This is a genomic window from Aeromonas sp. 95A, from assembly GCF_051919235.1.
Taxonomy (GTDB): Bacteria; Pseudomonadota; Gammaproteobacteria; order Enterobacterales; family Aeromonadaceae; genus Aeromonas; species Aeromonas veronii.
The window spans coordinates 2,802,501-2,824,244 of record NZ_JBQBFC010000001.1; the positions used below are offsets into that span (position 1 = coordinate 2,802,501).

At 59.2% G+C, this 21,744-nt stretch carries 20 protein-coding genes (1 of these 20 cut by a window edge); 13 read left to right on the forward strand and 7 right to left on the reverse strand.

Features of this window, described 5'->3' with window-relative positions:
- The 4 genes in view from hemG to pepQ are tightly spaced (at most 36 nt apart) and all read right to left on the reverse strand, a layout consistent with a single transcriptional unit that may run on beyond the window.
- A protein-coding gene (gene hemG / locus ACTG2U_RS12695) for a menaquinone-dependent protoporphyrinogen IX dehydrogenase (protein ID WP_005339483.1) crosses the window boundary here: on the reverse strand, window positions 1-314 show its 5' portion. It extends 211 nt beyond the left edge of the window; only the first 314 of its 525 coding nucleotides appear in the window; the start codon lies at window positions 312-314; its stop codon lies off the left edge, out of view.
- A 7-nt stretch (window positions 315-321) separates the two neighbouring features.
- Window positions 322-1,779 carry a TrkH family potassium uptake protein gene (locus ACTG2U_RS12700; protein ID WP_005339482.1) on the reverse strand — a complete coding sequence of 486 codons (1,458 nt, stop codon included), beginning with the start codon at window positions 1,777-1,779 and terminating at the stop codon, window positions 322-324.
- Window positions 1,780-1,815: 36 nt separating this feature from the next.
- Window positions 1,816-2,433, reverse strand: coding sequence for a YigZ family protein (locus ACTG2U_RS12705; protein ID WP_040069890.1), 618 nt, complete (start codon window positions 2,431-2,433; stop codon window positions 1,816-1,818).
- The gene (gene pepQ / locus ACTG2U_RS12710) at window positions 2,433-3,755 is read right to left on the reverse strand and encodes a Xaa-Pro dipeptidase (RefSeq protein WP_216959965.1); all 1,323 of its coding nucleotides are present in this window, start codon (window positions 3,753-3,755) and stop codon (window positions 2,433-2,435) included. Before pepQ ends, ACTG2U_RS12705 begins: the two co-directional genes overlap by 1 nt.
- A gap of 191 nt (window positions 3,756-3,946) precedes the next feature.
- Between pepQ and ACTG2U_RS12715 the strand changes: the two genes are divergently transcribed.
- The 6 genes from ACTG2U_RS12715 (at window position 3,947) to ACTG2U_RS12740 (ending at window position 13,107) form a co-directional block, all read left to right on the forward strand.
- Window positions 3,947-5,884, forward strand: a complete 1,938-nt coding sequence (locus ACTG2U_RS12715; RefSeq protein WP_266135517.1) for an acetoacetate--CoA ligase — start codon at window positions 3,947-3,949, stop codon at window positions 5,882-5,884.
- Window positions 5,885-6,088: 204 nt separating this feature from the next.
- On the forward strand, window positions 6,089-8,236 hold the full coding sequence (gene fadB, locus ACTG2U_RS12720) for a fatty acid oxidation complex subunit alpha FadB (RefSeq protein WP_216952404.1): 2,148 nt from the start codon (window positions 6,089-6,091) through the stop codon (window positions 8,234-8,236).
- 21 nt (window positions 8,237-8,257) lie between these two features.
- On the forward strand, window positions 8,258-9,421 hold the full coding sequence (gene fadA / locus ACTG2U_RS12725; RefSeq protein ID WP_005342451.1) for an acetyl-CoA C-acyltransferase FadA: 1,164 nt from the start codon (window positions 8,258-8,260) through the stop codon (window positions 9,419-9,421).
- Window positions 9,422-9,699: 278 nt separating this feature from the next.
- Window positions 9,700-10,422 carry a response regulator gene (locus tag ACTG2U_RS12730; RefSeq protein WP_005339475.1) on the forward strand — a complete coding sequence of 241 codons (723 nt, stop codon included), beginning with the start codon at window positions 9,700-9,702 and terminating at the stop codon, window positions 10,420-10,422.
- Entirely contained in the window at window positions 10,419-11,864 is a 1,446-nt protein-coding gene (locus tag ACTG2U_RS12735; RefSeq protein WP_005357365.1) for an ATP-binding protein, read from the forward strand. Before ACTG2U_RS12730 ends, ACTG2U_RS12735 begins: the two co-directional genes overlap by 4 nt.
- A 4-nt stretch (window positions 11,865-11,868) precedes the next feature.
- The gene (locus ACTG2U_RS12740; RefSeq protein ID WP_064339027.1) at window positions 11,869-13,107 is read left to right on the forward strand and encodes an ABC transporter substrate-binding protein; all 1,239 of its coding nucleotides are present in this window, start codon (window positions 11,869-11,871) and stop codon (window positions 13,105-13,107) included.
- Between the two features lie 75 nt (window positions 13,108-13,182).
- Here ACTG2U_RS12740 and ACTG2U_RS12745 read toward each other — a convergent pair whose 3' ends face one another.
- A complete protein-coding gene (locus ACTG2U_RS12745; protein ID WP_005339471.1) occupies window positions 13,183-13,374 on the reverse strand; it encodes a hypothetical protein in 192 nt (63 codons plus the stop codon).
- A 169-nt stretch (window positions 13,375-13,543) separates the two neighbouring features.
- Between ACTG2U_RS12745 and tusA the strand changes: the two genes are divergently transcribed.
- On the forward strand, window positions 13,544-13,789 hold the full coding sequence (tusA, locus tag ACTG2U_RS12750) for a sulfurtransferase TusA (RefSeq protein WP_005339470.1): 246 nt from the start codon (window positions 13,544-13,546) through the stop codon (window positions 13,787-13,789).
- A gap of 21 nt (window positions 13,790-13,810) precedes the next feature.
- Window positions 13,811-14,158: a RidA family protein gene (locus ACTG2U_RS12755; protein ID WP_021229265.1), complete on the forward strand. Its 348-nt coding sequence runs from the start codon at window positions 13,811-13,813 to the stop codon at window positions 14,156-14,158.
- A gap of 144 nt (window positions 14,159-14,302) precedes the next feature.
- Here the strand turns inward: ACTG2U_RS12755 and ACTG2U_RS12760 are convergent, their stop codons facing one another.
- Together ACTG2U_RS12760 and ACTG2U_RS12765 are read right to left on the reverse strand one after the other, a co-directional pair.
- Window positions 14,303-14,959, reverse strand: a complete 657-nt coding sequence (locus tag ACTG2U_RS12760) for an OmpA family lipoprotein (protein ID WP_429013542.1) — start codon at window positions 14,957-14,959, stop codon at window positions 14,303-14,305.
- A 129-nt stretch (window positions 14,960-15,088) separates the two neighbouring features.
- Window positions 15,089-15,661 carry a DNA-3-methyladenine glycosylase I gene (locus tag ACTG2U_RS12765; RefSeq protein ID WP_058059621.1) on the reverse strand — a complete coding sequence of 191 codons (573 nt, stop codon included), beginning with the start codon at window positions 15,659-15,661 and terminating at the stop codon, window positions 15,089-15,091.
- A 222-nt stretch (window positions 15,662-15,883) separates the two neighbouring features.
- Between ACTG2U_RS12765 and glyQ the strand changes: the two genes are divergently transcribed.
- The 5 genes from glyQ to ACTG2U_RS12790 all read left to right on the forward strand — a co-directional run bounded on the left by glyQ (window position 15,884) and on the right by ACTG2U_RS12790 (window position 21,689).
- A complete protein-coding gene (gene glyQ, locus ACTG2U_RS12770) occupies window positions 15,884-16,807 on the forward strand; it encodes a glycine--tRNA ligase subunit alpha (protein ID WP_005339464.1) in 924 nt (307 codons plus the stop codon).
- Window positions 16,808-16,816: 9 nt separating this feature from the next.
- The gene (gene glyS / locus ACTG2U_RS12775) at window positions 16,817-18,886 is read left to right on the forward strand and encodes a glycine--tRNA ligase subunit beta (RefSeq protein ID WP_429013540.1); all 2,070 of its coding nucleotides are present in this window, start codon (window positions 16,817-16,819) and stop codon (window positions 18,884-18,886) included.
- Between the two features lie 161 nt (window positions 18,887-19,047).
- On the forward strand, window positions 19,048-19,866 hold the full coding sequence (locus ACTG2U_RS12780) for a restriction endonuclease (RefSeq protein WP_069528605.1): 819 nt from the start codon (window positions 19,048-19,050) through the stop codon (window positions 19,864-19,866).
- A gap of 450 nt (window positions 19,867-20,316) precedes the next feature.
- Window positions 20,317-21,081: an EAL domain-containing protein gene (locus ACTG2U_RS12785; protein ID WP_429013537.1), complete on the forward strand. Its 765-nt coding sequence runs from the start codon at window positions 20,317-20,319 to the stop codon at window positions 21,079-21,081.
- A gap of 113 nt (window positions 21,082-21,194) precedes the next feature.
- Window positions 21,195-21,689 carry a DM13 domain-containing protein gene (locus ACTG2U_RS12790; protein ID WP_439974559.1) on the forward strand — a complete coding sequence of 165 codons (495 nt, stop codon included), beginning with the start codon at window positions 21,195-21,197 and terminating at the stop codon, window positions 21,687-21,689.
- The last annotated feature ends 55 nt before the right edge of the window (window positions 21,690-21,744 follow it).

Below are 21,744 nucleotides of genomic sequence, written 5' to 3' on the forward strand. Positions count from 1 at the left end.
TTCATATAAGCATTGGTTTGCGGCGTCTGCTTCTCTGGCTTGCGGGCCGTCAGGTTGACACAGAAGAAGGCCGCATTGGCCACCTCTAGCTGCTCCTGATGAGCGTGAATAAAGCTGAACAGGCTGGGGTGGAAGTTGCCATAACGAATGGAGGCGCCGATCAAGACCTTGGCATACTTGCTGAGGTTGCACATCGGCAAGGTGTGCAGGTCGTGCATCACCACTTCGCATCCCGGCATCTGCTCCAGCATGACATCGACTATTTTGCGGGTTTGGCCATCCCGAGAGGAATAAAGCACCAGAATCTTGTCCATAACAACCTCAACTACGCCAGAATGCAGGAGTAAACAGTACCAGAAGCGTGAAAATTTCCAATCGGCCAAACAACATAGCCAACACCAGTACCCACTGGGCCGCTGGCGAGATATTGCCGAAGTTGGCTGATACCTCTCCCAAACCCGGGCCTACGTTGGTGAAAGCCGCAGCCACAGCGGTGAATGCGGTCACTTCGTTCAGCCCCGTCATCAGCAACAGCAACATGAACATAAAGAAGAGAATAATATAGGTGGCGAAGTAGCCCCACACCGCCTCGACGATGCGCTCGGGCACCGCCCTATTCCCCAGCTTCAAGGTATAGATGGCTCTGGGGTGAACCAGCCGCTTCAACTCGCGCATCCCCTGCATGAACAGGATCATGAAACGCATCACCTTGATGCCGCCGCCGGTACTACCCGCACAACAGCCGATAAATGCTGAGAACATCAGCAGCATGGGCAGGAACGAGGGCCAGTCGGCATAGGTCGTGGTGCTATAGCCGGTGGTGGTACCCAGAGAGACCGCTTGGAACAATCCATGGTTGAGCGCCTCTTGCCAAGTGGCGTAGTGTCCGTGGGTCAGCAAGGCGACAAAGCAGATCATCACCAGGGTCGCCTGGATGGCCAGAAACACCTTGAGTTCAGAATCGTAAAGGTAGCGACCGAGCCGCACCGGACGGTGAGAGAAGACGGTAAAGTGGAGCGCAAAGTTCACGCTGGCCAGCAGCAGGAACACCACGGTAATCAGGTTGATGACCGGACTGTTGAAGAAACCGATGCTGGCATCGTGAGTGGAGAAGCCACCGACCGACAGCGTCGAGAACGAATGGCAGACCGCATCGAACAGCGTCATCCCGGCGAGCCAGTAGGCCAGCGCACAGAGCGCGGTCAGCAGCAGATAGATGAACCAGAGCGCCTTGGCCGTTTCGGCGATGCGCGGCGTCACCTTGGTATCCTTCACTGGCCCCGGGATCTCGGCGCGATAGAGCTGCATGCCCCCGATACCCAGCAGTGGCAGAATGGCCACCGCCAGTACGATGATCCCCATCCCCCCCAGCCACTGCAGCAGCTGGCGATAGAACAGAAACGCCTTGGGCAGATTATCGAGCCCGGTCAGTACCGTTGCGCCTGTAGTGGTCAGGCCGGAAAAAGATTCGAAGAAGGCCTCCGAAACCGACATATCCGGCACGTCGCTCATGATGAAGGGCACCGCCCCCACACTGCCCAACACGGTCCAGAACAGCACCACGATGAGGAAGCCCTCTTTCGAGCGCATCTCCTTCTTGTGATAGCGATTGGGAAACCAGAGCACCACGCCGAGCAGCAGGGCGATCAGAAAAGAGCTGACGAACTCGGCACCACCACCATCCCGATAGCCAAAGGCCACCAGTGCAGGCAACAGCATGGTCGAGCTGAACAGCGCAACCAGCAGGCCAACAATGCGAATAATGCTCAGAATGTGCATTACAGCTCCCTTTCCCCAATTAAAGAGCGATGGATTCTAGCCATCTAAGGGACTGAGGGATACCCGCCCATGAGTCCGGTCGGTCAATTCACGGTCCACCTGAGCCCAAACCGAGGACTCCCACGCCACCTGCAAGGTGACCTGCTGACCGTAATCCGCCGCCAGCAATTCGCCATTATGGCTGCTGATCAGCGACTCGACCGTCCCCATGTCACCGTAATCGCAGTGAATGAGAGAGGGAGTGCGCGGCACCTTGAGCAGGGTGGGCAGTTGCTTGAGGGCGGCACCGACGCCGCCCCCATAGGCTTTGACCAGTCCACCGGTGCCAAGCTGGATGCCGCCGTAGTAACGCACTACCACGGCGCAGATTTCACCGAGCCCCGAGCCCATCAACTGGGCCAGGATCGGCTTGCCCGCAGTACCGGAAGGTTCGCCGTCATCGCTGAAGCCATAAACCTGACTATCTTGCGGCGCACCAGCCACAAACGCCCAGCAGTGATGGCGCGCGGCCGGATGTTGTCGTTTGATCTCGTTGACCCACCCCTTGGCCGCCTCGACGGTCGGGGTGTGGGCGATCAGGGTAATGAAGCGGCTCTTCTTTATCTCTTCGGTCAACTCCAGCGGGGCGGCCGGAATGGAGTACGCAGCCGCCATCAGAGTCCTGCTTGTCTGGTCATGTTCTCCACCCCATTGGCGTGCAGCACTATGTTGTCTTCGATGCGGATGCCGCCGAACGGCCGCAGTGCCTCCACCTTGTTCCAGTTGACCCGTTTGCCCTGTTCGCCCTGACGCAGCGGCTCCAGCAAACTGTCGATGAAGTAGAGACCCGGCTCGATGGTGAACACCTGATCAACCTCCATCACCCGGGTGCAGCGCAGATAGGGGAACAGCTCGGGCGCCGCCAGATGGGTGCCGCGCTCATCCTGCATGAAACCGCCCGCATCGTGTACCTGCAAACCGAGGAAGTGGCCGAGGCCGTGAGGGAAGAAGACGTTGGTCACTCCGGTGTTGATCATCTCGTCCACCGACATGTCCACCAACTCGGTCGCTTGCAGCAGGCGCGCCAGCTTGTGGTGCATCTGCAGATGCAGCTCGCTGTAGCGGCGACCCGGCTTGATCTCCTTGATGATCTCCTGCTGCTGCTCGTCGAGGGCAGCAATCAGATCGGCAAACTCGCCACGCCGCCACGCCCAGGTGCGGGTGATGTCGGAGGCATAACCATGAAAATCGACGCCGGCATCGATCAGGAAGGAGTGGCGCTCCGCATCGGGCACCCGCAAGGCGGACAAATGGGTGTAGTGAAGGATGGCCGCATTGCGGTTGATGGCGACGATATTGCCGTAGGGCGCCTCATTGGCTCCCTGCCCGACCGCCTTCATGTAGGCCAGATTGATCTCGAACTCGCTCGCCCCCGCCATAAAGGAGTCTTTGGCAGCGATATGGCCGCGCACCCCGATCCGGTTCGCCTCGCGCAGACACTCCAGCTCGTAGGGGGTCTTGTAAGCACGGTGATAGTGCAGGTAGTTGAGCACCGCCTCGGGATTGGGCTGGGTCAGCCCCAGCAGCTCGGCCACTTCCAGATGACCACCAAGATAGGCCCACTCCTGCTTGTTGGCAGGTAGATGGTCGGCCACCTGTTCCGGCCGGGTCAGGAAACGGATATCGAAGAACTCGACCCAGAAGGCATTGGGCAGATCCGCTACTTTGTGCCAGAAATCCACCGGGCGGTAGAACAGCAGGATTGGTTTGTTCACCCCGTCCACCAGCAGCCAGCAGTGGGGATTGTCCAGCACCGGCAACCAGGCCTTGAAGTGGGGGTTTACCTTGAACGGGTAATCCTGATCATCGAGGAAGATGCGGTGAGTCTGGCCGGAGTGGATGGCCAGTCCGCTGAGCCCCTGTTGTTGCAGAATGTCGCGGGTGCGCTGCTGCAAGGTATCGAGGTGCTGGGCAAAAAGTTGGCTGTAGCTGCTCATGGCGTCCTGCTCCGAGGTGAATGTGATTGCAGCATAACATCAAGCGCTTGGCGGCTCGACCCGTCAAGCTGCCGCTTCGTGAGGTAACGCATACGTTACAAACGTGTTTGTTATCAACATAAAACCAATCATTAACAAATCAAAAACAATTCAATACACTGCCGGTAGATACATGAAGTCAGGGATTACTCATGGACAACCTCTGCCTGTGGCAACCGGATCCGCTCGGGATGCAGCAATCCAACCTCTACCGTTTTATGGCGGAGGTGAACCGTTTCCACGGCTTGCAGTTGCAGAACTACCCGCAGCTTTATCAATGGTCGGTGGAGAAGACCACCCGTTTCTGGCCGCTGGTATGGCAGCACTGCGGCGTCAAGGGCGAGCTCGGCAACATAGTGGCGGAGAACCGTCAGGATATGCAGCGCACCCGCTGGTTCCCCGACAGCCGCCTCAACTTCGCCGAAAACCTGCTGCGCCGCCAAGACGAGAGCCCGGCCATCATCTCCCGCATCGAAGGTAGCCCAAGTCGCACTCTGAGCTGGGGTGAACTGGGGGAACAGGTTGCCCGGCTGGCGCAGTGGCTGCGTCATCAGGGGATTGGTCGTGGCGATGTGGTCGCCGCCTATTTGCCCAATATTCCGGAAACCGTGGTTGCCATGCTGGCAACCACCAGCCTCGGGGCGATCTGGACCTCCACCAGCCCCGACTTTGGCGAGGCCAGCGTGGTAGAGCGCTTCGGCCAGACCCGGCCGCGGGTGCTGTTTGCGGTGGATGGCTATCGCTACAACGGCAAGGAGATCGACATTCAACAGAAAGTCGCCAGCGTGGTGAGCCAGTTAGGCAGCATAGAGCAGACGGTGATGATCCCCCTGCTCGGCAACCCGCTGCAGCTTGGTCACGACTGGCAGCAAGTGCTGGCGAGCCAGCCGGACGCCAGCCTCCAGTTCGAGTCCATGGCTTTCAACGACCCGCTCTACATCCTCTACTCCTCCGGCACCACCGGCAAACCCAAGTGCATCGTGCACGGCATCGGCGGCACCCTGCTGCAACATCTGAAAGAGCACCAGCTGCACTGCGACATCAAGCCGGGGGAGCGGATCTTCTACTTCACCACCTGTGGCTGGATGATGTGGAACTGGCTGGTGAGCGCCCTCGCCTCCGGCGCTACCCTGGTGCTCTATGACGGCTCGCCCTTCTACCCGGACGGCAACGTGCTGTGGGATCTGGCCCGTGACGAGCAGGTCAGCTTGTTCGGCACTTCGGCCAAGTATCTCGATGCGCTGCACAAGCAGGGTTATGCCCCCATCAAGAGCCACGACTTGCCGTACTTGCGGCTGATCTGCAGCACCGGCTCTGTGCTGTCGCCGGAGGGATTTGACTACGTCTACCAGCAGATAAAGCAGGATGTGCAGCTCAGCTCCATCTCCGGCGGCACCGATATCTGCTCCTGCTTCGTCATCGGCAACCCGCTCAGCCCTGTCTATCGCGGTGAGAGCCAGGGGCGTGGCCTCGGTCTCGCGGTGCAGGTATTCAACGAGGCGGGCCAGCCGGTGCAAGGAGAGAAGGGCGAGCTGGTCTGCACCAAGCCGTTCCCGGCCCAGCCCATCTACTTCTGGGGGGATGAGAGCGGCGACAAGTACCACGCTGCCTACTTCGAGCGGTTCGACAACATCTGGTGCCACGGCGACTGGATCGAGCTGACCCCGACCGGCGGCATTCTGTTCTACGGCCGCTCCGACGCCACCCTCAATCCAGGCGGCGTGCGCATCGGCACCAGCGAGATCTACCGCTATGTAGAGCAGCTGGACGAGGTGGAGGAGAGCATCGTCATCGGCCAGCAATGGAAGCAGGACGAGCGGGTGGTGCTGTTCGTCAAGCTCAAGGCGGGCTGCAAGCTGGATGAGCCTCTACGCGAGCGGATCCGCCAGCAAATAAAGCAGCACTGCACCGCCCGCCATGTGCCCGCCCGCATCCTGCAGGTGGATGCCATCCCCCGCACCAAGTCCGGCAAGATCGTCGAACTGGCGGTGCGCGAAGTGGTACACAACCGGCCGGTCAACAACACCCATGCCCTCGCCGATCCCGAGGTGCTGAACCAGTATCGCAACCGGCCGGAACTAGCCAGTTGATAACAAACTCATATTCATCCGAGGCGCCGCAAGGCGCCTCTCTTTTGCCCGTTTTGTGATGAAGAGCTTTTACTCGAGATCTGTTAAACAAATGTTTTAAATAGGTGTTGAAAATGTCTCCTTTTGGATCAATAGTGAGCCTCGCCCCCTGCTGGGGATTAAGGAGCACCACTCCCCACTGAGTGGGAACAAGGAGACACTCTCATGATCTACCAAGGCGAAACCCTGTCGGTCAGCTACCTCGAAAACGGCATCGCCGAGCTGAGGTTTGATGCCCCGGGTTCAGTCAACAAGCTGGATCGCGCTACCCTGCTCTCCCTGAGCGAAGCGATCGCCGCATTACAACAAGAACGTGAACTAAAAGGTCTGATCCTCACCTCCGGCAAAGACGCCTTTATCGTCGGTGCCGACATTACCGAATTCCTGGAACTGTTCGATCTGCCGCAAGAAGATCTGCTCGGCTGGCTGAAAAAGGCCAACGACATCTTCAATGCCATCGAAGATCTGCCGGTTCCGACCCTCTCCGCCATCAAGGGCCACGCTCTGGGCGGCGGCTGCGAGACCATCCTCTCCACCGACTTCCGTCTGGCCGACACCAGCGCCAAGATTGGCTTGCCCGAGACCAAACTCGGCATCATGCCGGGCTTTGGCGGCACCGTCCGTCTGCCACGAGTGATCGGTGCCGACAACGCACTGGAGTGGATCACCACCGGCAAGGATTACCGTGCCGATGACGCCCTCAAGGTGGGCGCCATTGACGCCGTGGTCGCCCCGGATGCACTGCAGAGCGCTGCGCTGCAGATGATCAAGGACGCCATCGCGGGCAAGCTGGACTGGCAGAGCCGTCGCGCCGCCAAGAAAGCGCCGCTGCGCCTCTCCAAACTGGAAGCCATGATGAGCTTCACCACCGCCGCCGGCATGGTTGCCGCCGTGGCGGGCAAACACTATCCGGCGCCGATGACTGCGGTGAAAACCGTCGAGGCCGCCGCAGGTATGGGCCGTGACGAAGCTCTGGTGGCCGAGGCACAAGGCTTTATCAAGCTGGCCAAAACCGATGTCGCCAAGGCACTGGTCGGGATCTTCCTCAACGATCAACACATCAAGGCGCTGGCCAAGAAGGCGGCCAAGCAGGCAACCAAGGCCACTGGCCACGCCGCCGTACTGGGTGCCGGCATCATGGGTGGCGGCATCGCCTACCAGTCTGCCAGCAAGGGCATTCCGGCGGTGATGAAGGATATCAACGAGAAGGCGCTGGCACTTGGCATGGGTGAAGCCACCAAGCTGCTCAACGGCCAGCTCGAAAAGGGTCGCATCGACGGCATCAAGATGGGTCAGGTGCTCTCTGCCATCACTCCGACCCTCAGCTATGACAACGTCAAGCATGTGGACGTCGTTGTCGAAGCCGTGGTCGAGAACCCGAAAGTGAAAGCCGCCGTACTGGGCGAAGTGGAAGGGATCATCGGCGAAGACGCCGTGCTCGCCAGCAACACCTCCACCATTCCCATCTCCCTGCTGGCCAAGGGGCTGAAGCGCCCGCAGAACTTCTGCGGTATGCACTTCTTCAACCCGGTGCACCGTATGCCACTGGTGGAGATCATCCGCGGCGAGCAAACCTCCGATGAAACCATCAACCGCGTGGTGGCCTATGCCGCCGCCATGGGCAAGTCCCCTGTGGTGGTCAACGATTGCCCGGGCTTCTTCGTCAACCGGGTGCTGTTCCCCTACTTCTTCGGCTTCAACAAGCTGGTCGCCGATGGTGCTGACTTCGCGGCCGTCGACAAGGTGATGGAGAAGGAGTTTGGCTGGCCCATGGGCCCCGCCTATCTGCTGGACGTGGTCGGCATCGACACCGGTCACCATGCCGGTGATGTGATGGCGCAGGGCTTCCCGGCACGCATGAGCAAGGAAGGTCGCACCGCCATCGACGTGATGTACGAAGTGAATCGCTTCGGTCAGAAGAACGGCAAGGGCTTCTACGCCTACGAGCAGGACAAGAAGGGCAAACCGAAGAAGGTGGCCGACGCCGCTGCTTACGAGCTGCTGGCCCCCATCGCCAAGCCGAAACAGGATTTCGACAAGGAAGCCATCATCGCTCGCATGATGATCCCGATGATCAACGAGGTGGTGCTCTGTCTGGAAGAGGGCATTGTCGCCACGCCAGCCGAAGCCGACATCGCGCTGGTCTACGGTCTGGGCTTCCCTCCCTTCCGCGGCGGCGTGTTCCGCTATCTGGACACTATCGGTCTGGATCGCTACGTGGCCATGGCCGACCAGTATGCCGATTTGGGCCCGCTCTACCGCGTCAGCGACAAGCTGCGCGAGATGGCTGCCCAGGGCAAAACCTTCTACTGATTGCGGAAAGGAGATCCATTCATGAAAGACGTAGTCATTGTCGACTGTATCCGGACCCCGATGGGCCGGTCCAAGGGCGGCGCCTTCCGCAACGTGCGTGCAGAAGATCTGTCCGCGCACCTGATGAAATCCATCCTGCTGCGCAACCCCAACCTCGACCCGAACGAGATCGAGGATATCTACTGGGGCTGCGTGCAGCAGACCCTGGAGCAGGGCTTCAACATCGCCCGCAACGCCGCGCTGCTGGCCGGTATTCCGAAGCAGGTGGGGGCGGTCACCGTCAACCGTCTGTGCGGCTCCAGTATGCAGGCGCTGCATGACGCCTCCCGCGCCATTCAGGTAGGTGATGGGGATATCTTCATCATCGGCGGCGTCGAGCACATGGGTCACGTACCGATGAGCCACGGCGTCGACTTCCACCCCGGCATGGCCAAATCGGTGGCGAAAGCCTCCGGCATGATGGGATTGACTGCCGAGATGCTCGGCAAGCTGCACGGCATCAGCCGTCAGCAGCAGGACGAGTTTGCCGCCCGCTCCCACCGCCGTGCCCACGCGGCAACCGTGGAAGGACGTTTTGCCAAGGAGATCGTCGGGCTGGAAGGCCATGACGCCAGCGGCGCCCGCTTCTTCTACGACTATGACGAGGTGATCCGCCCGGAGACCACGGTCGAAACCCTGAGCCAGCTGCGCCCGGTGTTTGACCCGGTCAACGGCACCGTCACCGCCGGCAGCTCCTCGGCCCTGTCCGATGGCGCCGCCGCCATGCTGGTGATGAGCGCGGATCGCGCCAAGGCCCTCGGCCTCACGCCGCGCGCCAAGGTACGTGCCATGGCAATCGCCGGCTGTGATGCCGCCATCATGGGTTACGGCCCGGTACCGGCCACCCAGAAGGCGCTCAAGCGTGCCGGCCTGACTGTCGGTGATATCGACCTGTTCGAGCTGAACGAGGCGTTTGCCGCCCAGTCCCTGCCCTGCGTGAAGGATCTGGGTCTGCAGGATCTGGTGGACGAGAAGGTAAACCTGAACGGTGGCGCCATTGCGCTGGGCCACCCGCTCGGCTGCTCCGGCGCCCGCATCTCCACCACTCTCATCAATCTGATGGAGGAGAAGGATGCCACCCTGGGGGTTGCCACCATGTGTATCGGTCTGGGTCAGGGCATCGCCACCGTGTTTGAACGGGTGTGATAACCAGCCGGATCGACGGGATGCACTACTGAGAGTTGTCCCTTTTCGGGGCCAGTCTGACTGGCCCCTTTTCAAGTCTGTGACGATCGCCACACGGGGTGCTCGTCAGTGGTCAGAAGCTGTCTGTTGGCCGTCCCGTTTGGGTCGGCCTTTTTTCGTTTTAATCTTATCAATAGGCTGTTATTGCCTTAAACCTCACATTAGATAGGGGGCTTGCTTGCTTTTTACTCCCCCGACAGGTTCAATCTGCACAAAAAAATGGGTGGATGCACATACATATGTCAATGAGCAAACAACTGCTGATCGTCGATGACGACCAAGAGATCCGCGAGCTGCTCAATGAGTACCTGACTCGGGCGGGCTTTCAGGTATTGACGGCGGCGGAGGGCAATGAGATGCGTCAGCAACTCGCCCAGCACAGCCCGGACCTGATTATTCTGGACATCATGATGCCCGGCGAGGACGGTTTTACCCTCTGCCAGCAGATCCGTCGTGACTCCCAGGTGCCCATCATCATGCTGACCGCCGCCTCCGACGAAGCGGATCGGGTGATCGGCCTGGAACTCGGCGCTGACGACTATATCGCCAAGCCGTTCAGCCCCCGTGAACTGCAGGCCCGCATCAAGGCACTGCTGCGCCGCGCCGAATTCCGCCAGCCGGAAAAAGAGAAAGAGCCGAGCCGCCGCCTGCGTTTTGCCGAGTGGACCCTCGACACCCTGAGCCACCAGCTGACCCATGATGATGGCAGCCTGCTGGATCTCTCCGGCAGCGATGCCATGCTGCTCGGCATGTTCCTGCAACAGCCCGGCGTGGTGCTGGATCGGGACACCATCTCGGATGCCACCCGCGGCCGCGAAAGCCTGCCGATGGAGCGCGGTATCGACGTACAGATCAGCCGTCTGCGCCAGAAGCTGGGCGACAACGGCAAGAGCCCGCGCATCATCAAGACCATTCGCGGCAGTGGCTACATGCTGATTGCCGAGGTGCACGAGCTGCCATGAGCAACAAGTGGTCCTGGGGGGCGCTGGTGCCCCGCTCCCTGTTGTCACGGATGATCCTGCTGTTGTTGCTGGCCATCCTGCTCTCCCAGACCATTCTGACCGGCATCTGGATGCAGCAGATCCAGAAGCGGGAACTGGAGGGGATGCTCAGCACCACCCGCAACCTCGCCATGTCTGCCGCTTCCACCGTCAACTTCTTCAAATCCCTGCCGCTGCAGTATCGCCATATCGCGCTGGACCAGTTGCGCAACATGGGGGGCAGCCGCTTCTTCGTCTCACTCAACGAAGAGGAGATCCACATCAACGCCATCCCCGACAGCGAACGCAAGACGCAGGTGCTGGAGGAAGTTCAGGGAGTGCTGACCCGCAAGCTCTCCGACGCCATGGCGATCAAGGTGGACTTCTCCCGACCCGATGACCTCCACGTCTTCAACAACGACACCTTACTGGCGGATCTCCCCTCCTCCTGGGCCCGCTACACCCTGTCGCTGGAGCCGCTCAATCCGCCGGTGCTGGTGACCCAGATCGAGATCGAAAAGGGAGAGTGGCTCTATCTGGCGGCCCTGCTGCCCGCCCCCTACATGACCCTCGACGATACCGTGATGCCGAGCAACCAGGTGCGTTTCATCGCCCTGATGACGGTGTTCCTCTGCTTCTTCACCTTTATGCTGGTGCGCTGGCAGACCCGCCCGCTGCGCCGTCTCGCCAAGGCGGCGGTGAATCTGGGCAAGGATATCGACCAACCTTCGCTCAAGGAGGAAGGAGCATCGGAAATCGTGGCGGCCACCCGCGCCTTCAACATCATGCAGCACCGCATTCGTCGCTATATCGACGATAGAGAGCGGCTGTTCAGCTCCATCTCCCACGACCTCAAGACCCCCATCACCCGACTGCGACTGCGGGTCGAACTGCTCGACGACGAGGTGCAAATCGCCAAATTCAACAAGGATCTCGACGAACTGGAGCTGATGGTGAAAGGGGCGCTGCAGACGGTCAAAGAGACCGACATTCACGAGAATATCGAGGAGATCGACATCAACGCCCTGCTGGAGCAGATGGCGGAGTCGATGAACCTGCACGACGAGCGGCTGACCATCGAAGGCCACTGTAAGTGGCCCTATCGCGGCAAGCTGCTGGCGCTCAAGCGCTGCATCGGCAATCTGGTAGACAACGGCATCAAGTACGGTCAGAAGGTGCGCATCATCATCATGGATGACGAGGAGATGCTGATCCTCTTTATCATGGATGAGGGCCCCGGCCTGCCGGACGATCAGTTCGAGCGCATCTTCGAACCCTATTACCGGCTCAGTACCGATCAGGCTGGCACCGGCCTCGGCCTTGGCATCGCCCGCAACATTGCCCACGCCCACGGCGGCGATCTGGTGCTGGAAAACCGTCCGCAAGGTGGCCTGCAGGCCACGCTCTCCCTACCAAGGCAGTAACCTTATGAAGTGGTTGTCTTTTTCTGTCATCGCCCTGCTCTCTGCTCCCGTTGCCGCCTCCCAGGTGGAGGTACTGCACTGGTGGACGTCCGGCGGCGAAGCGAAAGCGGTCGAAGTGCTCAAATCCGAGTGGACCAAACAGGGCAACCAGTGGAACGACTTCGCGGTACAGGGCGGCGGCGGCAAGAGCGCCATGACGGTATTGAAGAGCCGGGCGCTGGCGGCCAACCCGCCCGAAGCGGCCCACCTCAAGGGCTACGAGCTCAAGGAGTGGGCCGGACTCGGCTTTTTGCGCGATCTCAGCCCGATGGCCGAACACCTCGGCTGGTACAGTCAGATGCCGCCCATGGTGCGTGCCACCCTCAGCCAGAATGGCGCCCTGATGGCGGTGCCCACCGGCATCCACCGGGTCAACTGGCTGTGGCTCAACCGCAAGATCTTCGAGCGCAACAAGCTGACTCCGCCCACCGACTGGGCCCAGTTTGTCACCGTCGCCGACCAGCTTAAAAAACGGGGCATCACCCCGCTCGCCATTGGCAACGAGCCCTGGCAACTGGCGGTACTGTTTGAAACGGTGGCACTCGGTGAGGGCGGAAAAGAATTCTATCGCAAGGCGTTCCTCGAGCAGGACAGCGCCACCCTGACCGGCCCAGACATGGTGCGGGTGTTGACCCGTTTCCAGCAGCTGCGCGCCTATGTGCCGCAAAAATACGCCGGACTGAAGTGGCATCAGGCCACCAATCTGCTGGAGAGCGGTGGCGCCGCCATGCAGGTGATGGGCGACTGGGTGAAAGGTGAACTGAGTGCCGGTAACTACCGGCCGGGTGAGGATATCGCCTGCCTGCCGAGCCCGGGCAGCGCCGGACTGTTCAGCTACAACCTAGACTCCATCGCCATGTTCAAACAACGGGATCCGGCCCAGTTGCAGGCGCAGGGGGACCTGGCCCAACTGCTGATGACGCCGAAATTCCAGGAAGAGTTCAATCGGGTGAAGGGGTCGATCCCGGCTCTGACCAATCCCGACATGAGCAAGTTCGACCGCTGCGCCGTCCGCTCCTATCAGGACTTCCTGCTGGCGGAAAAGCAGGACAACCTGCTGCCCAGCATGGCGGAGGGGATGGCGACGCCGACCAATATGCGGCAGGCAATCCTCGATGTGCTGAGCAACTTCTTCAACGATCCCAAGGCCAACCCGGAACAGACGGCGCTGCATCTGGAGCGGGCGATGCGCTCGACCCGCTGATCCGGGTACATTGCCAAACGGCAGAAATGACAAAGGCGGAATTACTCCGCCTTTGTTGTTGAATCGTCATCCGATTCAGGATTGATCGTTCTCGTCCTCATCCTCGTCATAGTAATCGCTGAGCTCGATCCAGAGCCCCAACCCGACCATCACCATGGAGCCGAACCAGGTACCGGTATTCCCGATCGGGCTGCCCATCACTATCATGGCGAAGGACAAGAACCCCATGCCTGCATAGGCTTGTAATCTGCCGTAGGAGACCTGCATATTCACCTCCTTGTTGAATATGGTTCAATTTTTATATTACTCGTCCGGCGCAAGCTGGATAGGGCCGAAAAACATTTCGGTTACATATGCTGGTTGATGGGGCGTTTGTTTGATTATTTTTTAGCCCTGAGTATCATTGGCAGCCGAATAGGTTGAAGGTTGATAATAGATGAGTGATTTATTCTGCGGCGCAACTCATGAGTTGGACGCAATCGGGCTTCGTTGCCCGGAACCCGTTATGATGGTTCGCAAGAAAGTGCGGCTGATGGCGGATGGCGAGACCCTGCTGGTCAGCGCCGACGATCCTTCAACCACCCGCGACATCCCCAGTTTCTGCCGCTTTATGGATCACACCCTGGTCGCCAGCGAGACAGAGCAGGCCCCCTACCGCTATCTGATCCGCAAGGGTCAATAAGCCCCCGTACCGGAGCACTCCATGACAACCATTACCCGAATCGGCACCACCCAGCGTTGGTCAGACGTGGTCATCCACAATGGCACTCTCTACGTGGTGGAAGTGCCCGTCAGCGAAGAGGCCGACATCCACCAGCAGACCCGCGAAGTGCTGGCAAGCCTGCAGCGCCTGCTGGAAGCCAACGGCTCCGGCGTCGACAAGATCCTGATGGCCAACATCTATCTGAAAGACATTGGCGATATCGCCGCTTTCAACGAGCAGTGGGATGCCTGGATCCCTGCCGGCACCGCGCCGGTTAGAGCCTGTGTACAAGCCCGTCTGGCCCACGAAGGCTACAAGGTGGAAGTGCAGCTGACTGCGGCTGTCTAAGAGGCGGTTTCCCCCTCATCCACCAGCCCTGCCCCCGCAAGGGGAGCAGGGTGCAAATAACATGACGCTGTTACTCGCAACAGCACCAATAGAAAGGCCCCGCCATCACTGGCGGGGCCTTTTCGTTACCGAAACCTGAACGACTTAGGCAGTCGGGGTCAGGGTAATGGTAACGCGGCGGTTCTGGGCTTTGCCGGCTGCGGTGCTGTTGCTGGCAATCGGCTGATCCGGGCCAACACCTGTGGTAGCGATACGGCTACCTGCAACACCCTGACCAATCAGCTGGGCGGCAACGGCGTCGGCGCGCTCGCGGGAGAGTTTCATGTTCAGATCGCGGGAACCAGTGCTGTCGGTGTGACCGACTACGTTCAGGCGAGTCTTGTCGAACTCGGCAACCACCATGGCCACGCCAGACAGGGTGTTGGCTCCGGCCGCTTTGAGCTGGGAGCTGGAGCTGTCGAAGGTGACGTTGTTCGGCATGTTGAGGATCAGATCGTTGCCATTACGGGTAACGCTGACGCCAGTGCCCTGCAGCTTCTCGCGCAGCTTGGCCTCCTGCACATCCATGTAGTAACCGATACCGCCACCCAGCGCGGCACCGGCGGCCACACCAGTCAGGATCCCCTTCTTGCGGTCACCCTTGCTGGAGGAGAGCGCGCCTACTGCGGCACCGGCAGCGGCACCGGCCAGCGCGCCCCAGGCGCCCTTGGAGGTCTGGGATTCACCAGTGTAGGGGTTGGTGGTACAGCCGCTCAGGGCAACGGTCAGTGCCAGAGCAGGCACCAGGATCTTGGCTCGCATGAAAAAACCTCTGTGAAAACAATCCGGCACCATGCCGGGGGCCGGATTGTAACGCGCTGGCACGCCATTGTCTGACGCAAGCCTGAACAGATGGCGAGAGTGGTGTTTTTTTGGGCAATCGGCGGGCTGTCAGCGCGGTAATTGACACTCGGCGTGGCAAGGACAGCTGACCAGATGATCGTTCACCATCCCCACCGCCTGCATAAAGGCGTAACAGATGGTGCTGCCGACGAAATTGAAGCCAAGCTTCTTGAGCGCTTTCGACATGGCATCCGACTCCGGCGAGGTCGCCGGAATATCGCCGTTGCCCTGCCGCTGGTTGACGATGGGGGCGCCGCCGACAAAGCCCCACAGGTAGTCGGCGAAGTCGATCCCCTGCTCCTGCAACGCCAGATAAGCGCGGGCATTTCTGATGATCGACTGCACCTTGAGCCGGTTGCGGATAATGCCGGTGTCCTGCATCAGCCGCTCTACATCCTGCTCGTCGAACCGGGCAATCTGCACCGGATCAAAGTCGGCATAGGCGCGGTAATAGCTTTCGGTGCGCTTGAGGATGGTGATCCACGACAGCCCCGCCTGCTGACCGTCGAGGCAGAGCTTGGCAAACAGCTCACGCGAGTCATAGACCGGCCTGCCCCACTGTTTGTCATGGTATTCGATGTATTCCGGGTCCTTGGTCACCCAGGCGCAGCGCAGTTCCATTTCCTCTCCCTCGTTATTTCAGCGGTTTGCCCAACCCTGCCCACTCTGCAGGCGGCACTGCTCACATCATATACCGGACATCCCGCCCGACCAGCCACAGCGCAGCACCATCCCGCGAATCCGCTGCAATTTCGCCTATTATCCGACCATGCCAGACGGTATACTCCCTCGGTTCACATTCAGCAAATCTTGCTCTGATTTTCACTTCGCGCGAAAAAAATTATGCAAAAATTCGATGTCAAAACCTTTCAGGGCCTGATCCTGCAGCTGCAGGACTATTGGTCCCGCCAGGGCTGTACCATCATTCAGCCGCTGGATATGGAAGTGGGTGCCGGTACTTCCCACCCCATGACCTGTCTGCGTGCCCTGGGCCCGGAGCCCATCGCCTGCGCTTACGTGCAACCGTCCCGCCGTCCGACTGACGGCCGCTACGGTGAAAACCCGAACCGCCTGCAGCACTACTACCAGTTCCAGGTGATCATCAAGCCCTCCCCCGACAACATTCAGGAACTCTATCTGGGCTCCCTGAAAGAGCTGGGTATGGATCCCGAGATCCACGACATCCGCTTCGTGGAAGACAACTGGGAAAACCCTACCTTGGGTGCCTGGGGTCTGGGCTGGGAAGTGTGGCTGAACGGCATGGAAGTGACTCAGTTCACCTACTTCCAGCAGGTTGGCGGCCTCGAGTGCAAGCCGGTCACCGGCGAGATCACCTACGGTCTCGAGCGTCTGGCCATGTACATTCAGGGCGTAGACAGCGTCTACGATCTGGTCTGGTCTGACGGCCCGCTGGGCAAGACCACCTACGGCGACGTGTTCCACCAGAACGAAGTGGAGCAATCCACCTACAACTTCGAACACGCCGATGTGGAGTTCCTGTTCCACTGCTTCGAGCAGTACGAGAAGGAAGCCCAGAACCTGCTGGCACTGGAAAAACCGCTGCCGCTGCCTGCCTACGAGCGCATCCTCAAAGCCGCTCACTCCTTCAACCTGCTGGATGCCCGCAAGGCCATCTCGGTCACCGAGCGTCAGCGCTACATCCTGCGCATTCGCACCCTGACCAAGGCCGTGGCCGAGGCATACTACGCCTCCCGCGAAGCGCTGGGTTTCCCGATGTGTCAGCGCAGTGAGAACAAGCAAGGTTAAGGAACGGACATGGCACAACATACATTTCTGGTAGAGATCGGTACTGCTGAGCTGCCGCCCAAAGCCCTGCGCTCCCTGGCCGAAGCCTTTGCCGACAACTTCAAAGCCGAACTGACCAAGGCCGATCTGGCCTTCGGCGACGTCGAGTGGTTTGCTTCACCGCGCCGTCTGGCGCTGAAGGTAAGCGAGCTGGCTGGCGAACAGCCGAGCAAGAGCGTCGAGAAGCGCGGCCCGGCCGTGGCGCAGGCGTTCGATACCGAAGGCAAGCCGACCAAGGCTGCCGAAGGCTGGGCCCGTGGCAACGGCATCACCGTTGAGCAGGCCGAGCGTCTGGTCACCGACAAGGGTGAGTGGCTGGTTCACACCGCCAAGGTCGAAGGCCGTCCGGCCAAAGAATTGCTGGGCGAGCTGGTTAGCCAGGCGCTGGCCAAGCTGCCGATCCCGAAAATGATGCGCTGGGGCGACAAGACCATCCAGTTCGTGCGTCCGGTCTTCACCGTGACCCTGCTGCTGGATGGCGAGCTGGTGCCCGCCCACATTCTGGGCATCGACTCTGCCCGCACCATCCGCGGCCACCGCTTTATGGGCGAGAGCGAATTCACCATCGACAACGCCAGCCAGTACCCGCAGATCCTGCAGGAGCGCGGCATGGTGATTGCCGACTTTATGGCGCGCAAGGCCAAGATCAAGGCTGACGTCGAAGCGGCCGCTGCCGCCTTCGGTGGCGTAGCCGATCTGGACGACGCCCTGCTGGAAGAAGTGACTGCACTGGTCGAGTGGCCTGTGGTGCTGACCGCCAACTTCGAAGAGAAGTTCCTGGCCGTTCCCGCTGAAGCACTGGTTCACACCATGAAGGGTGACCAGAAGTACTTCCCGGTCTACGACAAGAACGGCAAGCTGCTGCCGAAGTTCATCTTCGTCACCAACATCGAGTCCAAAGACCCGAGCCAGATCATCAGCGGCAACGAGAAGGTGGTTCGCCCCCGTCTCTCAGACGCCGAGTTCTTTTTCAAGACCGACCTCAAGCAGACTCTGGCCTCCCGCCTGCCGCGCCTTGAAACCGTGCTGTTCCAGCAACAGCTGGGCACCGTCAAGGCCAAGGTCGAGCGTATCGAGACCGTCGCCGGCTTTATCGCCGAGCGCATCGGTGCCGACGTGGCTCAGGCCAAGCGTGCCGGTCTGCTCTCCAAGTGTGACCTGATGACCAACATGGTCGGCGAGTTCACCGACACCCAGGGTGTCATGGGGATGCACTACGCCCGTCACGATGGCGAAGACGAAGCGGTGGCCGTGGCCCTCAACGAGCAGTACATGCCGCGCTTTGCCGGTGATGCCCTGCCGTCCGGTCTGGTTGCCTGCGCCGTAGCGCTGGCCGACAAGTTCGACACCCTGGCCGGTATCTTCGGCATCGGCATGCTGCCCAAGGGTGACAAGGACCCGTTCGCCCTGCGTCGCGCCGCCATCGGTGCCCTGCGCATCATGACCGAGAAGCAGCTGGATCTGGATCTGGTTGAACTGGTTGAAGAAGCGGTACGCGTCTACGGCGACAAGCTGACCAACAAAACCGTCGTTACCGACGTGGTCGACTTTATGCTGGGCCGCTTCCGCGCCGCCTATCAGGACGAAGGCATCGGTGCCGACGTGGTGCTGGCCGTACTGGCCCGCCGCCCGACCCGTCCGCTCGACTTCGATCGTCGCGTCAAGGCCGTCAGCCACTTCCGCACGCTGGATGCCGCACTGGCACTGGCTGCCGCCAACAAGCGCGTGAGCAACATTCTGGCCAAGGTCGAAGGCGAACTGCCGACCGCCGTCAAACCGGAACTGCTGGTCGATGCCGCCGAGAAGGCGCTGGCTACCCAGGTTGCCGAACTGCAAGCCGAACTGGCCCCGCTGTTCGCCGCCGGTGACTATCAGGCTGCCCTCACCCGTCTGGCCGCCCTGCGCGAGCCGGTCGATACCTTCTTCAACGAAGTGATGGTGATGGCCGATGACGAAGCTCTCAAGGCCAACCGTCTGGCGCTGCTGAACAACCTGCGCAACCTGTTCCTGCAAGTCGCGGATATCTCCCTGCTGCAGTGATATGGTTGGGTAAGTGATATTAAAAACGGCGCCGTAAGGCGCCTTTTTTTGTTTTTGATCACATAAACATCAATGCTATTTCATATGGAGGCTTCCTCACTTGACCATTACAAGTTATATGGAGGATATTAATATTAGCTTTGTTTTTCTGGGAAAATACAATGACTATTGTTGAGGCGATAAAAGAAGTTCTTAGCTCAAACAACAAACCAATGACCTCACAGGAAATATATAGTGAAATCATATCTAGAGGGCTATATGAGTTTGGAGCAAAGCAACCAGAATCGATTGTAAACAGTAAGTTACGAAAGCATTGTTTTGGATTGGACTTTCCATCCTCTAGTCCTGCAAAACATTTTATAATATCTAGTAAGAATGGAAAGATAACTAAATACTTCATATTTGAAAACGTCCAGCAACAGAAGTTACTGAGCAAAAAAGAAGTCACCGAAACAAGTACGGATAAAATTCCAGAAGAGAAACTCCATGATGCATATCGGGAGCATATCAATAATGTTAAATCCCTTCTACTAGAAAGAATTCTAGCATCTGACCCTGCATTTTTTGAAAGGCTAGTTGTTGATCTATTACTGTCAATGGGTTATGGCGGAAACTCCCCAGATGCAGGATTAGTTAGTGGATCTCCTGGAGATGGTGGCATTGACGGCGTGATAAAAGAAGACAAGCTTGGTCTAGATAAAATATATATTCAAGCCAAGAGATATTCAGAGAAAAGCATTGGAAGACCCGATGTACAACAATTTGTTGGCGCAATGGAAAATGTCCAAAAAGGAGTTTTCATCACAACGTCGTCATTTTCAAAAACTGCCATTGAGTATGCAGCAAAACAACAAAAAAGTATTATTTTAGTAGATGGAATTCTTTTATGTGACTTAATGATTAACCATGGTGTAGGAGTGTCAACTATTAAAAACTACTCCACATTTAAAGTTGACAATGACTATTTTGAAGATGATTGAAATTTTTGATCGTAGGTTCGATTAGCCGTCAGGCGTAATCGGACATTCGCGTAAATCGATTCTCTCGCCATAACGGCCAGCCGCACTTCCCCCTCCTGCTGGCCGATCCTGTTGCACGGCAACAACCACTATCAACACCTCTCGTTCGTCCGATTACACTGCGCTAATCGAACCTACAGGGGGTAATGAGCTGTTATCATTTGAGACAGTGCCCAGCCCGTAGGTTCGATTAGCCGCCAGGCGTAATCGGACGTTCGCGTAAATCGATTCTCTCGCCATAACGGCCAGCCGAATTCTCCCCTCCGGCTGGCCAACCCTAACTCACGGCAACAACCGCAACCAAAGCCTCTCGTTCGTCCGATTACGCTGCGCTAATCGAACCTACAGGGGGGTAATGAGCTGTTATCATTTGAGACAGTGCCCAGCGCCGCCACGCCCGAGAGGAGAGTCATGGATATACCTGCCGCCCCATCCCCCGCCATCTGCCAGCTGTGTCAGGAGAAAGCAGATCTCGACTTCGACTTCACCATGGCCTTCCAGCCCATCGTCGATTGCAGCCAGCGCACCGTCTTCGGCTACGAGGCGCTGGTGCGGGGGATCAACAACGAACCGGCGCAGAGTGTGATTGCCCGGGTCAACGACGGTAATCGCTACCGCTTCGACCAGCTGTGCCGGATCAAGGCCATCGCGCTGGCCGCCCGGCTCGATATGCGGGGCATGCTGAGCATCAATTTTCTGCCCAATGCGGTCTACCGTCCGGAGCGCTGCATCCGCACCACCCTGCAGGCGGCCCGCGAGCACCACTTCCCCATCGCGCAGATCATGTTCGAGCTGACCGAGGTGGAGCAGGTGCAGGATAGCCAGCATCTTCGCGGCATCGTCGATCACTATCAGGCCCTCGGCTTCAAAACGGCGATCGATGACTTTGGCGCCGGTTACTCGGGTCTCAACCTGCTGGCCGATTTTCACCCCAATATCGTCAAGCTCGATATGCACCTGCTGCGCGGCATCGACCATGACCCGACCCGGCAAGCCATAGTGCGCCACTCTCTGGCGCTGTTTGTGGAGTTGCAGATCACCCCGCTGGCGGAGGGGATCGAGACCCGCGAAGAGATGGCCTGTCTGCGGGAGATGGGCATCAACCTGATGCAGGGCTACCTGTTCGCCCGCCCCGGCTTTGAAAACCTGCCCGAGGTGGATTTCGCCAGCCTGTAAGCCATGTCGGCCAGGGCTGCGCAAACATCCAGCTCCATAGCGCTGGATGACAAGCGGTTTAGCCAGCACCACTGCTATGATGCTGGCACCTGTTCATCAACGACCGAGGTATCATGAAACGCAAAACCATGGCCCTGCTGCTGGGCACCCATCTGCTGGTCGCGGCGGCAGGCTTTGCCGCCGGTGTCTACACCCTGCCGATCCTGATCGCGCCACCCGCCCCTGATACCGAGCAGGTAGCGGCCAGCCAGCAGCAAGCGAGATTCCACGGCACCTTTCGCCGGGATCTGAAAGACAGCGATCGGCTGCACTGGGGAGAAGGCAAGGTGAGCATAGGGCAGGATACCGTCAGTCTGATGGGCAAGCTGGCCCCCGGGCCGGACTACCAGCTCTATCTCTCCCCCGAGTTTGTCGAGACCGAAGCCGATTTTGCCCGCCTCAAGGATCAGATGGTGCGAGTCGGGCCGGTGAAGACCTTCGACAACTTTATCGTGCCGCTGCCCGCCACGATCGATCCGGCCCGCTACAGCAGCGTGATCGTCTGGTGTGAAACCTTCGGCCAGTTCATCACCGCCGCCCGTTATCAGGATCTGCGTCCGGAGCAATAACCTCGCCCCAGACCCGCACCATGCAAAAGGGCTGACATCGCTGTCAGCCCTTTGG

Bases quoted from the DNA above. Each gene is read 5' to 3' on its own strand.
- ACTG2U_RS12700 (WP_005339482.1), bottom strand. From the start codon at position 1,779: ATGCACATTCTGAGCATTATTCGCATTGTTGGCCTGCTGGTTGCGCTG.
- ACTG2U_RS12705 (WP_040069890.1), bottom strand. From the start codon at position 2,433: ATGGCGGCTGCGTACTCCATTCCGGCCGCCCCGCTGGAGTTGACCGAA.
- pepQ (WP_216959965.1), bottom strand. From the start codon at position 3,755: ATGAGCAGCTACAGCCAACTTTTTGCCCAGCACCTCGATACCTTGCAG.
- ACTG2U_RS12715 (WP_266135517.1), top strand. From the start codon at position 3,947: ATGGACAACCTCTGCCTGTGGCAACCGGATCCGCTCGGGATGCAGCAA.
- fadB (WP_216952404.1), top strand. From the start codon at position 6,089: ATGATCTACCAAGGCGAAACCCTGTCGGTCAGCTACCTCGAAAACGGC.
- fadA (WP_005342451.1), top strand. From the start codon at position 8,258: ATGAAAGACGTAGTCATTGTCGACTGTATCCGGACCCCGATGGGCCGG.
- ACTG2U_RS12730 (WP_005339475.1), top strand. From the start codon at position 9,700: ATGTCAATGAGCAAACAACTGCTGATCGTCGATGACGACCAAGAGATC.
- ACTG2U_RS12735 (WP_005357365.1), top strand. From the start codon at position 10,419: ATGAGCAACAAGTGGTCCTGGGGGGCGCTGGTGCCCCGCTCCCTGTTG.
- ACTG2U_RS12740 (WP_064339027.1), top strand. From the start codon at position 11,869: ATGAAGTGGTTGTCTTTTTCTGTCATCGCCCTGCTCTCTGCTCCCGTT.
- ACTG2U_RS12745 (WP_005339471.1), bottom strand. From the start codon at position 13,374: ATGCAGGTCTCCTACGGCAGATTACAAGCCTATGCAGGCATGGGGTTC.
- tusA (WP_005339470.1), top strand. From the start codon at position 13,544: ATGAGTGATTTATTCTGCGGCGCAACTCATGAGTTGGACGCAATCGGG.
- ACTG2U_RS12755 (WP_021229265.1), top strand. From the start codon at position 13,811: ATGACAACCATTACCCGAATCGGCACCACCCAGCGTTGGTCAGACGTG.
- ACTG2U_RS12760 (WP_429013542.1), bottom strand. From the start codon at position 14,959: ATGCGAGCCAAGATCCTGGTGCCTGCTCTGGCACTGACCGTTGCCCTG.
- ACTG2U_RS12765 (WP_058059621.1), bottom strand. From the start codon at position 15,661: ATGGAACTGCGCTGCGCCTGGGTGACCAAGGACCCGGAATACATCGAA.
- glyQ (WP_005339464.1), top strand. From the start codon at position 15,884: ATGCAAAAATTCGATGTCAAAACCTTTCAGGGCCTGATCCTGCAGCTG.
- glyS (WP_429013540.1), top strand. From the start codon at position 16,817: ATGGCACAACATACATTTCTGGTAGAGATCGGTACTGCTGAGCTGCCG.
- ACTG2U_RS12780 (WP_069528605.1), top strand. From the start codon at position 19,048: ATGACTATTGTTGAGGCGATAAAAGAAGTTCTTAGCTCAAACAACAAA.
- ACTG2U_RS12785 (WP_429013537.1), top strand. From the start codon at position 20,317: ATGGATATACCTGCCGCCCCATCCCCCGCCATCTGCCAGCTGTGTCAG.
- ACTG2U_RS12790 (WP_439974559.1), top strand. From the start codon at position 21,195: ATGAAACGCAAAACCATGGCCCTGCTGCTGGGCACCCATCTGCTGGTC.